This window comes from Candidatus Eisenbacteria bacterium, assembly GCA_020847735.1.
Lineage (GTDB): Bacteria > Eisenbacteria > RBG-16-71-46 > RBG-16-71-46 > RBG-16-71-46 > CAIXRL01.
On sequence record JADLBL010000026.1, the window covers coordinates 1 to 12,114 of the forward strand.

Here is a 12,114-nt window from a genome sequence, read left to right on the forward strand (position 1 = left end):
CGTCGCAGGGCTGGCCAGCTTCCTCGACGTGTCACCGACACGACTGCGTCGCTGGCCAGCCCTGCTCCTTGCGCTTCACGGGCATCCGTCACTCTCGGCTCACGGTTCATGAATAGGTCGGGCTAGAGCTCGTTCCGCCGGATCACGTTCGTGAGCTTCCAGGCGCTCGGCCGGATGCGCCGGGCCTGCGTCGCGAAGTCCACTTCGACCAGCCCGAAGCGCGCCGCATAGCCATCCGCCCATTCGTAGTTGTCGAGCAGCGACCAGTGCAGGTAGCCGATGACCGGCACTCCGTCGGCGATGGCCCGTGCGACCTGCCACAGGTGCAGGAAGATGAACACCCAGCGGTCGTCGTCCTCGTGGGCGGGGACGCCGTTCTCGGTGATCAGGATCGGCAGTCGGAAGCGCGCGAACTCGCGCAGGTAGCGCGCGAGTCCCTCCGGGTAGATCTCCCAGCCGAGGTCGTTGAGCTTGCCCACGTGCTGGCGGTTGTCGAGCCGGCAGGCGCCGCCCATCCAGCCGGGCAGGTCCAGCCCGGTGTTCTTCACGAAATCCCGCGTGTAGTAGTTCATGCCGATGAAGTCGAGCGTGCGGCCGTGCGGCAGCCGCTCCCAGAACAGTCCCGGCACGCGCAGCACGCCGGTGTGCAGGGCGTCCACGAACAGGTGATTGAAGAAGTAACTGCGCACCCGCACCGACAGGCGGTCGCGCAGACTCCGCGGATCGCAGGCGGACAGCGCCAGCACGTGCTTGGCGATGCTGACCTTCGCGTCCGGCCGGTGCCGGTGAATGACGTGATAGGCGCGCACGTGGGCGCGCAGCATGTGCCGCAGCACCGAGAACGCGACGCGCCAGTCGGTCCTGCCCGGCGGCCACTGGCCGATGATCCAGCCCTTGAAGACCTGCACGACCGGCTCGTTGAGCGTGATCCACCAGCGGGCGAGCGGTCCCAGCTCGGACAACACGTGGTCCACGTAGCGCGTGAAGCGCTCTTCCATCGCCGGGCTCTCCCAGCCGCCCTTCGCGGCCATCCACCGGGGCATCGTGTAATGGTAGAGCGTGACGACCGGTTCGATGCCGCGCTCGCGAAGGGCCGTGAGGACGTCGCGATAGTGCGCGATCGCCTCCTGCGACCAGCGGCCTTCCTCGGGCTCGATGCGGCTCCACTCCAGCGAGAAGCGGTGCGCGTTGTGTTCGAGCGCCTGCGCCAGGTCGAAGTCGCTCCGGTAGCGGTGGAAATGATCCGCCGCCTTGCCCGACGGCTCCAGAACCCGGCCCGCGGCCTCCCAGTCCCACCAGTCGTTGTTGGTGTTGTCGCCCTCGACCTGGTGCGCGGAGGTCGAGGCTCCCCACAGGAAGCCGGGAGGAAAGCGGAAGTTCGACGCATGCGCTCCGAGCTCGGGTGCCCGGACAGGCTCCGGCGGTCCGCCGGCGTCCTGCGCACCCGCCGGATCCGGCGCGGGACCGCCCTCGTGTAGGATGCGCTCGTCCATTTGCACGCCAGTATCGAGCGCATCCCTCCCACCCACAACCCGACCCGCGGAGGCTCCATGGCGGTCCCCCTCCAGTCCCACGTCCTGCGGCGGCCGCGTGGCTGGCGCAGCGAGGAGGCGGCGCTGTTCGTCGCCCAGCTCGACGATCTGAGCCGGCTGCTGTGGCGCGACATGGCGGGCGCCTCGTCCGCCGAACTCGTCTGGCAGCCGAAGCGCGGCTTGAACACCCAGGGGATGCTGCTCGCCCACATGGCGATCGTCGAGGCGTTCTGGATCCAGCGCGCGACCACCGGCGTGGACGACGCGAAGCTCGAACGCCTGCTCGGAATCGGAGTGGACGACGACGGCATTCCGCTGCCCGCGGGCGGCACGCCACCGCGCGCGCTCCACGGCTGGAAGGTCGGGGACTACCGCGCGCTCGAAGCCCGCGCGCGCTCGTTCACCCGCCGCCACGTGCGCCGCTTCACCGCCGCCGATCTTCAGGAGTCGGTGCGGGCCGACCGGCCCGGCGGACCCCGTCGCAGTTTCCAGCGGCGCTGGATCCTGCATCACCTGGTCGAGCACTACGCCGGACACTACGGCCAGATCCTGCTGCTGCGCCACCTGTACCGGAGCCGGCGCGCGAAGCGCTGAGCCGGTCAGCCCCCGGCGAGCAGCCCCGAGAGCTCGGCGCAGCCGCGCCGGACGTCGGCGGGAGACGCGATCAGGCTCACGACCAGGTGCTCCCCGCGTTCGAAGCCGTAGAAGTCGCCGGGGTGCACGGCCACCGATCGCTCGAGCAGCGACAGGGCCCAGTCCCCGGCGCCGCGCGTCGCGGGCACTCGCAGCACCGCGCTCCAGCCGCCGAGCCCCGGCAGCCGCGTCACGACCGGCCGGGCCAGCGCCAGCGCGTCGAGCGCCTCGAGGTTCGCCACCAGTCGTTCTCTTACGCGCGGCACGAACTCGCGTGACAGCGCAAGCAGGGCGGGCAGGGCCGCCTGCACCGGCGAGCCGACGCTCAGCTGCAGATCGGCGAGCCACTCGAGCCCGGCCAGGGCCTCGCCACGCGCCCGCGCCGGCCCCGCGGCCACGATCCAGCCGAGCTTGAGCTGCGGCAGGCCGCATTGCTTGCTGAGCCCGCCCAGCACGAAGGTCGGTGCGCGGCGCGGACCGTCGAGCCACGACGGCAGGGACGTCCGGCCGGGCCACGGGTGCTCGCGGAACACTTCGTCGGCAATGAGGGCGCAGCCCGCGCGCTCGACGGACGCCTCCACGAACTCGCGCTCGTCCCGATCGAGGCACGTGCCCGTGGGGTGGTTCGGCTCCACCAGCACGACCGCCTTCGCCGTCCGAAGCGCGGCGGTGAACGACCCGCGATCGAGATGCCAGGCGCCGTCCCACGCGAGCCGGTAGGTGAGCGGCCGCACGCCCTCGGCCAGCGCCAGCGGCTCGAAGAGCGGGTAGCTCGGCGCCGGGAACGCGATGGCCTCGCCCGGGTCGGCGAGCAGGCGAAAGAGCTGCGCGTAGCTCTCGCTCGTGCTCGCGGTGATCACGACGCGGTCCGTTTCGGCGCGCAGTCCTCGCGATTCGAGGTCGGCCGCGATCGCCGCGCGCGCCGCCGGCTCCCCGAGCGGAGCCGGCATGCAGGAGCCGACGCCGGCCGCCGCCAGCGCCTCGGCCGCCGGCCCGAGAGGCGAAAGCCCGAGCGCGCCCGGATGGCTCGCGGTCAGGTCGGCGACGGGTCCGCCGGCCGCCCGCAGCGCGGCCAGCTTTCGTGCCCAGGCGTTCGGTTCGGGATTCTCGGGGACGCGATGCGACAGCATGCGCGCAGGTTAAGCGTCGCCCCGCGGCGCGGGCAACGCCCGACGGGACGCGAAACGCCCCGGCGCGCGAGGCCGCCGGGGCGTTCGGAACCGCGACCGCATCGAGGGCTAGGTGCCCTCGCTCCAGGTGGCCAGGTACTTCACCTGCTCGGCCGTCAGCGTGTCGATCTCGATGCCCATGCTCTTGAGCTTCAGGCGGGCCACTTCCTTGTCGATCGGCTTCGGAACGACGTAGACGTTCTTCTGCAGCTTGCGCGCGTTGCGACGCAGGTACTCGACGCTCAGCGCCTGGTTCGCGAAGGACATGTCCATCACCATCGCCGGGTGGCCTTCGGCCGACGCCAGGTTGATGAGCCGGCCCTCGCCGAGCAGGAACACCCGCTTGCCGCCCTTGAGCCGGTACTCGTCCACGAACGGGCGGGCGACCTTCTTGCTGACCGCCATGCGCTCGAGCGACGGGATGTCGAGCTCGACGTTGAAATGCCCGCTGTTGCAGACGATCGCTCCGTCCTTCATGGCCGCGAAGTGCTCGCGGCGGATGACCGACTTGTTGCCGGTCACCGTGATGAACAGGTCGCCCTTCGGGGCCGCCTCCTCCATCGAACAGGTGATGTAGCCATCCATCTGCGCCTCGAGCGCGCGCAGCGGGTCCACCTCGGTGACCATGACCGTGGCGCCCATGCCCTTGGCACGCGCGGCGAGACCGCGGCCGCACCAGCCGTACCCCGCGATCACCACCGTCGAGCCCGCGACCAGCATGTTGGTCGCCCGCAGCACGCCATCGAGCGTGCTCTGGCCGGTGCCGTAGCGGTTGTCGAACAGGTGCTTCGTGTCGGCGTCGTTGATCGCGACGACCGGGAAGCGCAGCTTGCGGTCCGCGGCCATCGCACGCAGGCGGGTCACCCCCGTCGAGGTCTCCTCGGTGCCCGCGAAGACGTCCTTGAGGAACTTCGTCTTCTTGGTGTGCAGCACGGTCACGAGATCGCAGCCGTCGTCCATGGTGACGTGCGGACGCGCCTCGATGCACGAAACGATGTGCGAGTAGTAGGTCTTGTGGTCCTCGCCCTTGATGGCGAACGTCGGAATGCCGTAGTGGCCGACGAGCGCCGCCGCCACGTCGTCCTGGGTGCTGAGCGGGTTCGAGCCGCACAGGTAGACTTCCGCACCCCCGGCCTTCAGGGTGCGCGCGAGATTCGCGGTTTCGGTCGTGACGTGCAGGCAGGCCGCGATGCGCACGCCCCGGAGCGGACGCTCCTTCGCGAAACGCGCGCGGATGGCGCGCAGCACGGGCATGTTGCGCTCGGCCCACTCGATGCGGGCGCGGCCGGCGCGGACGAGGCCCATGTCCTTCACGTGGCCGGGGATGACGATGTCTTCGGAAGCGGCAGGACGGCGTTTCGCCATGGCCTCTCCTGGTGAGTGCGGACGACGGGAACGTGCGGGCAACGACGCGCAGGAGCATGCCGGAATCGGGCGCGCGTCTCAATCGGAAATTGAGTTCTTGTGGTGGCCAGCCGATGATGTTATGCGTATGCATATGAAACGAACCACGCTGATTCTCGATCCCGCCCTGTACGCGGAACTCCGGCGCCGCGCCGCGGTCGAAGGGCGCACGCTCACCGAGCTGACCGAGCGGACCCTGCGTCTGGGGCTGGACGCCCACGCGCCGTCCCGCCGCGTACGCGTGCAGCTTCCCTCCTACGACCTCGGCCCGTTCCTCGCGGACCCCGCGCGCCGCGACGATCTGCCCGGCCTTCCGCCGGGCGAGGACGACTGATGCGCGCCGTGGACACCAGCCTGCTCGCCTACGCGGTCAACCGCTACGCGCCGGAACACGCACGCGCCGCCGCGGTGCTCGAGGCGCTCGCCAACGACGACCGGTCGTGGGCGCTGCCCTGGCCGGCGGTTCACGAGTTCCTCGCCCGCGTCACCCACCCGCACGCCGTCGCGCGCGCCCTTCGCCCGGCGGACGCGTGGGCGTTCGTCGAGGAACTCGCGCGCAGCGCCTCGCTGCGCTGGCTCGCCCCGACCGAACGGCACGCCGCCGTCGCCTCCGAGGTGCTGGCGCTCGCGGCCGGCGGCGGCCCCGCCTGGCCCTCGGGGTTCGAGACCGCGGTCGTTCTGCGCGAGCACGGCGTGCGCGAGCTGCTGTCGGCAGACCGCGGCATGCGCCGGTATCGCTTCCTGGACGTGCGCGACCCCGTGCACGGCGAACTGTGGACGCCGGCCGAGCCGCCGGCCCGCCGCTATCGTACGCTCACGCGTCGCCCCCGACGCCCCACTTCCTGAGGAGGATGCCGTGGACCCTGCACGCGACCGTTTCGCCCGGACCCCGTCGCCCCCCTACTGGGCGGTGATGTTTTCGAGTCAGCGCTCCCCCGAGGACCCGGAAGGCTACGGCCGCATGGCCGCCGCGCTCGCCGACCTCGCTCCGGGTCAGCCGGGCTTCCTCGGCATGGAGAGCGTGCGCGGCGAGGACGGCTTCGGCATCACGCTGGCCTTCTGGGAGAGCGAGTCGGCGATCGCGGCGTGGAAGCGCCTCGCGGCGCACCAGCACGCCCAGCGTCTCGGCCACGAGCGCTGGTACGACGAGTTCTTCCTGCGAATCGCGCGCGTCGAACGCGCGTACACGAAGGCGACGAGCACGCGCGAAGGGCTTTGAAGGAACTCCCGTCGCCCGCGCGGAATCCGTCCCCCGGCGCTACCCTCGCCCGCGCCACTGCGCGAGCAGCTCCGCCTCGCGGGCGGGCCGGAGGGCCCTCGATCCCTCGCGCGCGGCGTCGGGCCGGGCGATGTCCCATGCGAGCGTGTCCCGGACCGTGTCGGCGATAGGGCGATACGAAAGCCCGTTCGCCCGTGCCCGCCCGACACTGACCTCGTCCATGCCCTCCTCCCCGGCCGGCACCCACAGGGGCAGCTCGGTCCACGGCTCGACACCGCGTTCGAGGAGGAACCCGCCGTCCACCCACACGAGCCGCGGCGTCACGCCGAGGGCGTGCGCGGCGCTCTCAATCAGGCCGCGGAACGTCAGCGGCTCGGCGGGTCCGGTCGCGTTGAACGTCCCTCCGGACCCGCGTTCGATCATCCCCAGCGACCAGGCGGCCAGGTCGCGCGCGTCAATCAACTGCACGGGCTGTCCGGGGACGCCGGGCACCAGCACGTCGCCACCGCGTGACAGCCGACGCGGCCAGTAGCCGAAGCGGTCGGTCGGGTCATGGGGCCCGACGATCAGTCCCGGCCGGACGAGCAACGCGCGTTCGGCGAACGCGCGCACCACCTCCCGCTCGCAGGCCGCCTTGAGGGCGCCGTACGTCCCGCCCGAGACAACCTCCGTCGTAGGGTCGGCCAGCGTCGCGAGCGGCGCCGACTCGTCGGAGCCCGGGGCGAGCGGCGTCGCGTAGACCGAGATGCTCGAGACGAAGGCGTAGAAACCGACGCGTCCGGCCAGCGCGGCGGCGGACGCCGCGACGAGGCGCGGCACGTAGCCGCCCGGGTCGAACACGGCGTCCCACGTGCGCCCGGCCAGCGCGCCAAGTCCGCCGTCCCGGTCGCCCGGAATCGTCTCGATCCCCGGGAACAGCCCCGGGGCCGTACGGCCGCGATTGAACAAGGTCACCTCGTGGCGGCGGCCGAGCGCCGCCTCCACGAAGTGCCTTCCGACGAACTTCGTCCCGCCGAGGACGAGCAGCCGCACGCGCGCTACGGCGCCGGCTTGCGGAACGTCCCGTCGGTGACCGCGGGGTTCAGCTTCACCGACGTCGTCTTCATCTGCAGGAAGGGAGCGCCGTCACGCAGCATCCGGGACTGGTGCGGGTAGCGCAGCGAGCCCTCGGGAGCCCAGTCCTCGAAGAGTTGCACGACGCGCGCCGGCCCCATCTGCCCACCGCCTTCGTCCTGGTAGGCGCAGCCCGCGAGGGTGCCGTCCTCGGCGAAGAGCAGGGTCAGGTCCTGCGACCTGGCCCCGAGCACCGCGGCCGCGCGATAGGAGGCGTCGCCGACCTTCTCCGGGGCGTCGAGCGCGGCGAGTTCGACCTTCGCCGGATCGGAGAACAGCCGCCAGAGCGAGCGCTCCCACTCCTTCGCGGTCTCCTCGGCCGCCTTCGGGTTGTCGCGCGACTGGCCCATGCCGCTCATCCAGCCAGCCTTGCCGTCGAAACCCTGGCGGATCTCGCCGAACGGCAGCTTCTGCAGCGAGACCTGCCGGTCCGGAAACGCCCACGTCTCCTCGCTGGTGAGCGCGATGCTCTGGCCCTGCATGGTCAGGTTGGCCTCGCCCGAGATCGTCACCGACTTGACCGCGCCCCACGCCGCGCTGCCGCCGGCGGCCTGCGCGGCGGCGGCGAGCCACTCGCCGCCCTTGCGCTTCGCCTCCGGGGTCGCCGCCACACCCGGGTGCTTCGAGGGCGGAGGCGGGATCGTGATGTCCACGCGCTCGACGGGCAACCCGGCGCTCGCGAGCGGACGGTCGAACTCGGACTCCTTGCCGACGATGATCGCGACCTGGCGGTCGGGGTGGATCTTGCGCTTCGCCGCCGCCAGGACACCCTCGCTCGTCACGTCTTCGAGGGCCTTCTGGTAGCGCTGGAGGAAGTCGGCCGGATATCCGATCGCCTCGTAGTAGGCCGCCCGGAACAGCACCTGGCTCGGATCCTCGAAGTTGAAGACGTAGCCGTTGACGACCGCCTGCTTCGCGGCCTGCAGTTCCGACCCGGTGAACGGTGACTGCGTGACCGCCCGCACCTCGTCGCGAACCAGCCCGAGGGCCGTCATCGTCGAGTCGTTGCGGGTGAGCGTGAAGCCCATGAAGATGCCGGGCTTCTGGAAGTCCGATCCCGCGCGGGCGCCGGCCGCGTAGGCGAGCCCGCGCTGCGTGCGGATGTGCTGGAACATGCGCGACGAGAATCCGCCGCCCAGCCCCTGCTCGAGCACCTGCAGCGCCGCGTAGTCGGGATCGTCCGCCCGCGAGCCCGGCTCCGCGACGACGATGCCGGACTGGGTCACGTCGTCCTTGGGCGCGAACACGAGCCGGGGTTCGACCGAAGTAGGGGTCGGCGGCAGCACGGGCTTGGGCGTGCCGCTCTTCTTCCAGTCCCCGAACCTCGCCGCCAGGAGCTTCTTCATGTCGGCGGCGCGGAAGTCGCCGTAGACAGCGACGATCATGCGCTCCGGCACGAAGATCCTCGCGTGCAGCGCCTGGCAGTCGCCCGGGGAAATGGGCTCGACGGTGGCGTACTCGGGCTGCGCGGACCACGGGCTGTCCTTGCCGTAGATCGCGAGCGTGCCGGTGCGGAACAGCATCGGCAGCATCTCGTCGTTGCGCCCCGCGATCGAGCGGCGCAGGCCCACCTTGGCGAGCTCGATCTTGTCCGCCGGGAACGCCGGCTGGCGCAGGATCTCGGCCCACAGGCCGAGCACCTCGGCCGTGTTGTCGCTCAGGCAGCGGAAACCGGCGTTCGCGAGCCCCGCGCCGATGTTCGAGTTGATGGACGCTCCGATCGCCCCGAGGCGGTCGTCGAGCCAGTCGCCCGGGTGCGCGGCCGTGCCGCCCGAGCGCATGACCTCGCCGGCCAGTTCCCGCAGCCCGGCGCGATCGTTCGGCGCGAGCGAGGGACTCGAGAGGAAATAGGCCGTCCCCTTGACGACCGGCAGGTCGTGATTCTCGAGTAGTAGCACGACCGCACCGTTCGGCAGCACGTAGCGTTCGGGCTGGATCGCCGGAATGCGGCCGATGGGCGGCACCGGAAGCTGTCGCGGATCGTACTTCGAGACGTCGGTCGCCGAGGCGTTCGTCGCGGCGAGCAGCGCGGCGAGGAACAGCAGGCGCGTCAGGCGGATCGGGTTCATCGTCAGCGCCCTCCCTTCGCGGCTTCCCCGTCCTGCGACGGGTTCACGATCATGGCGACGGTCCGGTTGCTCTTCACGAGCGCCTGCTTCATCACCGCGATCAGATCCTGCGGAGTGAGCGCCTGGACGCGCTCCTGCTCGCGGAAGAACTCGCGCCAGCCCCCGTACAGCACCTGCGCCTGCGCGAGTTCACCGGCGAGCTGGCCGTTGTCTTCGGCGGCGCCGATCTTCTGCGCACGAACCCGGACCTTGTAGCCGTCCAGTTCCTCCTGCGTGAACGGCTTGTCGCCCAGCACCTCGTCGATCACGTCGTAAGCCGCCTTCTCGACCACCGCCGGGTCCTGGCCCGAGGCCGGAACCAGGAACATGGTGAACAGGTTCGGGTAGCGCTCGCCCGGCGTGCCGGTTCCCACTCCGGCCTGCACGGCGATGTGCTTCTCCTTGACCAGCGTCTTGTAGAGGCGGGACCAGTGGCCACCGCCCAGCAGGTCCGCCGCGGCCTTCCACGCCGCGTAGCTCGGGTCCGAGACCGCGGGAATGTGCCAGCCCACGATCACGAACGGCTGCGCCTTGTCCTCGAGGAGAACCCGCCGTTCGGCGATCTGCTTCGGTTCGACCGTGTCGATCGGCGGCGGCGCGGGCGCGTCGGAAACGTCGCTGAAGTACTTGTTCGCGAGGCGCTTCATCTCCGCCAGCGTCACGTCGCCGACGACCGCGATCGTCATGTTCTTGGCGACGTAGTTGCGACGGAAGAACTGCTCGCCCTGCGTGCGGCTGAAGGTCTTGAGGTCGGACGGGTAGCCGATCCCGCCGAAGCCGTACGGGTGGGCGTTGAAGGCCGAGGTGATGAACTCGTAGTAGAGCCGCCCGATCGGCGAGGACTCGACGCGCATGCGCCGCTCCTCGTAGACGACGTCGCGTTCCTTGTAGAACTCGCGGAACACCGGATCCACCATCGCCCCCGCGAACAGCGAGGCCCACAGTTCGAGCCGATTGGACGGCAGCGAGTAGAAGTAGGCCGTGATGTCGTCCGCCGTGAACGCGTTGACGTTCTGTCCGCCCGCCTGCTCGATGAGCTGCGAGTACTCGCCGGTGACGACGTACTTGCCGGCGGCGATCTGCGAGTCGAGGAAGGCCTTCTCGAGTCGCACCAGCGCGGCCGTGTCGGCTCGCGCGCCCTTGCGGCGCTCGTCCAGCAGCGCCGCCCACGCCTTCTCCTCCGCGTCCATGGCGACCTTCTCCTTCGCCGCGTCGGTCGTTCCGACGAGCGAGGTTCCCTTGAACGCCATGTGCTCCATCATGTGCGCGAGCCCGGTGGTGCCGACCTGGTCGTTCGCCGAGCCGGAGCCGACCACGGTGAAGAAACTGAAGACGGGCGCCTGGTGGCGCTCGACGACCAGGAAGCGCAGGCCGTTCGGCAGCGTGAACTCCTGGACCTGGCGTTCGATGGACTCGAGTCCGGTGCGCGCGGTCGCGGGGGGCGCCGACCGGGCCGCCGGTTTCGCGGGCGCGGCCCGCAGGGCCGCGGGGATCGCGAGGGCGAGGGCGCACGCCAGTCCGAGCGAAATCCTCCCGGCCGGGCGATGGAGCTTCAACATGCAGATCCTCCTTGGAAATGCCGTCGGGTTGCACCTGGGATTGGAAGCGCGGGCGACTATCGCACCCCGCCCCGGTGGCGGCAAAGGCTCTCCCACTCGGGGGTGACCGGCGCGGCAGGACGGCGGACGAAGGCGGCGGGTGGAGCTGGTGCGAAGGTCGCGCCGAAACGCGTGCGCCCCCGCCGGACCAGCCGGCGGGGGCGTCGCAGGGGCTTCGTCGCGGCCCGGACCCTCAGGCGCTGCGCGCCAGGTCCCTCGCCCGGTTCGTCTTCTCCCACGCGAACTCGGGGCGGCCGAAGTGACCGTACGCGGCGGTCGCGCGGTAGATCGGCCGGCGCAGCTTGAGCGCCTCGATGATGCCGCGCGGCGTGAGGTCGAAGTTCTTCCGCACGATCGAGGTGAGCTTGTCGTCGCTGACCTTGCCGGTGCCGAAGCTGTCCACCGTGACGCTCACCGGCTCGACGACGCCGATCGCGTACGCGACCTGCACTTCGCAGCGGTCGCACAGTCCCGACGCCACGAGGTTCTTGGCGACCCAGCGCGCGGCGTAGCAGGCGGAGCGGTCCACCTTGCTCGGATCCTTGCCCGAAAACGCGCCGCCGCCGTGCCGGCCCATCCCGCCGTAGGTGTCCACGATGATCTTGCGCCCGGTGAGTCCGCAATCCCCCATCGGCCCGCCGATCACGAAACTGCCCGTGGGGTTGACGTGGAACTTGACCGGCTGCTTGCGGCTCACGAGCCGCTTCGGCAGCAGCGGCAGGATCACCTTCTCGATCATGTCCCTGCGGATCTTCGCCTGCGTCGTCCGGTCCGAGTGCTGCGTCGAGAGCACGACCGTGTCCACGCGCACCGGGTGGGCGCCCTCGTACTCGACCGTCACCTGCGTCTTGCCGTCCGGCCGCAGGTAGTCCACGAGGCCCTGTTTGCGCACCTTCGAGAGGCGCATCGCGAGCTTGTGCGCCAGCATGATCGGCAGCGGCATCAGCTCGGGAGTCTCGTTGCACGCGTAGCCGAACATGAGGCCCTGATCGCCGGCGCCGCCCGTGTTCACGCCCATGGCGATGTCGGGCGACTGCTGGTCGATCGTCGTCATGACGGCGCAGGTGTGGCAGTCGAAGCCGTAGTTCGCGTCGTCGTAACCGATCCCCTTGATCACCGAGCGCACGAGCTGGGGGATCTCGACGTAGGCCTTCGTGGTGATCTCGCCGGCGACGACGGCGAGCCCGGTGGTGACCATCGTTTCGCAGGCGACGCGGCTGGCGCGGTCCTGCGCCAGCATGGCGTCGAGAACGGCGTCCGAAATCTGGTCCGCGATCTTGTCGGGGTGGCCCTCGGTGACGGACTCGGAGGTGAACAGGTGACGCGACGCCATCGAAT

At 70.6% G+C, this 12,114-nt stretch carries 11 protein-coding genes; 4 read left to right on the top strand and 7 right to left on the bottom strand.

The annotated features are described in order from the left end of the window. Positions 1-122: 122 nt before the first annotated feature. Positions 123-1,493, bottom strand: coding sequence for a glycoside hydrolase family 1 protein (locus tag IT347_14240; GenBank protein ID MCC6350742.1), 1,371 nt, complete (start codon positions 1,491-1,493; stop codon positions 123-125). 57 nt (positions 1,494-1,550) lie between these two features. Between IT347_14240 and IT347_14245 the strand changes: the two genes are divergently transcribed. Continuing rightward, positions 1,551-2,126 (top strand): DUF664 domain-containing protein, encoded by a 576-nt coding sequence (locus IT347_14245; GenBank protein MCC6350743.1) that lies wholly within the window; start codon positions 1,551-1,553, stop codon positions 2,124-2,126. A gap of 5 nt (positions 2,127-2,131) precedes the next feature. Here the strand turns inward: IT347_14245 and IT347_14250 are convergent, their stop codons facing one another. Next, on the bottom strand, positions 2,132-3,295 hold the full coding sequence (locus IT347_14250; protein ID MCC6350744.1) for a pyridoxal phosphate-dependent aminotransferase: 1,164 nt from the start codon (positions 3,293-3,295) through the stop codon (positions 2,132-2,134). Positions 3,296-3,403: 108 nt separating this feature from the next. Further along, positions 3,404-4,660 carry an adenosylhomocysteinase gene (locus tag IT347_14255; protein ID MCC6350745.1) on the bottom strand — a complete coding sequence of 419 codons (1,257 nt, stop codon included), beginning with the start codon at positions 4,658-4,660 and terminating at the stop codon, positions 3,404-3,406. Between the two features lie 172 nt (positions 4,661-4,832). Between IT347_14255 and IT347_14260 the strand changes: the two genes are divergently transcribed. The 3 genes from IT347_14260 to IT347_14270 all read left to right on the top strand — a co-directional run bounded on the left by IT347_14260 (position 4,833) and on the right by IT347_14270 (position 5,957). After that, entirely contained in the window at positions 4,833-5,072 is a 240-nt protein-coding gene (locus IT347_14260) for a hypothetical protein (GenBank protein ID MCC6350746.1), read from the top strand. Then, a complete protein-coding gene (locus IT347_14265; GenBank protein MCC6350747.1) occupies positions 5,072-5,584 on the top strand; it encodes a hypothetical protein in 513 nt (170 codons plus the stop codon). Before IT347_14260 ends, IT347_14265 begins: the two co-directional genes overlap by 1 nt. A 67-nt stretch (positions 5,585-5,651) precedes the next feature. Next, the gene (locus IT347_14270; GenBank protein ID MCC6350748.1) at positions 5,652-5,957 is read left to right on the top strand and encodes an antibiotic biosynthesis monooxygenase; all 306 of its coding nucleotides are present in this window, start codon (positions 5,652-5,654) and stop codon (positions 5,955-5,957) included. Positions 5,958-5,996: 39 nt separating this feature from the next. Here the strand turns inward: IT347_14270 and IT347_14275 are convergent, their stop codons facing one another. The 4 genes from IT347_14275 to IT347_14290 form a co-directional block, all read right to left on the bottom strand. After that, positions 5,997-6,989 carry an epimerase gene (locus IT347_14275; protein MCC6350749.1) on the bottom strand — a complete coding sequence of 331 codons (993 nt, stop codon included), beginning with the start codon at positions 6,987-6,989 and terminating at the stop codon, positions 5,997-5,999. A gap of 5 nt (positions 6,990-6,994) precedes the next feature. Further along, entirely contained in the window at positions 6,995-9,139 is a 2,145-nt protein-coding gene (locus tag IT347_14280) for an insulinase family protein (GenBank protein MCC6350750.1), read from the bottom strand. A 2-nt stretch (positions 9,140-9,141) separates the two neighbouring features. After that, the gene (locus tag IT347_14285) at positions 9,142-10,737 is read right to left on the bottom strand and encodes an insulinase family protein (GenBank protein MCC6350751.1); all 1,596 of its coding nucleotides are present in this window, start codon (positions 10,735-10,737) and stop codon (positions 9,142-9,144) included. 232 nt (positions 10,738-10,969) lie between these two features. Next, positions 10,970-12,109 (bottom strand): methionine adenosyltransferase, encoded by a 1,140-nt coding sequence (locus tag IT347_14290; GenBank protein MCC6350752.1) that lies wholly within the window; start codon positions 12,107-12,109, stop codon positions 10,970-10,972. Between the last annotated feature and the right edge of the window lie 5 nt (positions 12,110-12,114).

Excerpts from the sequence above, each read along its gene's own strand:
- IT347_14285 (MCC6350751.1), bottom strand. The coding sequence starts at position 10,737 with ATGTTGAAGCTCCATCGCCCGGCCGGGAGGATTTCGCTCGGACTGGCG.
- IT347_14270 (MCC6350748.1), top strand. The coding sequence starts at position 5,652 with ATGTTTTCGAGTCAGCGCTCCCCCGAGGACCCGGAAGGCTACGGCCGC.
- IT347_14290 (MCC6350752.1), bottom strand. The coding sequence starts at position 12,109 with ATGGCGTCGCGTCACCTGTTCACCTCCGAGTCCGTCACCGAGGGCCAC.
- IT347_14260 (MCC6350746.1), top strand. The coding sequence starts at position 4,833 with ATGAAACGAACCACGCTGATTCTCGATCCCGCCCTGTACGCGGAACTC.
- IT347_14240 (MCC6350742.1), bottom strand. The coding sequence starts at position 1,493 with ATGGACGAGCGCATCCTACACGAGGGCGGTCCCGCGCCGGATCCGGCG.
- IT347_14265 (MCC6350747.1), top strand. The coding sequence starts at position 5,072 with ATGCGCGCCGTGGACACCAGCCTGCTCGCCTACGCGGTCAACCGCTAC.
- IT347_14280 (MCC6350750.1), bottom strand. The coding sequence starts at position 9,139 with ATGAACCCGATCCGCCTGACGCGCCTGCTGTTCCTCGCCGCGCTGCTC.
- IT347_14250 (MCC6350744.1), bottom strand. The coding sequence starts at position 3,295 with ATGCTGTCGCATCGCGTCCCCGAGAATCCCGAACCGAACGCCTGGGCA.
- IT347_14245 (MCC6350743.1), top strand. The coding sequence starts at position 1,551 with ATGGCGGTCCCCCTCCAGTCCCACGTCCTGCGGCGGCCGCGTGGCTGG.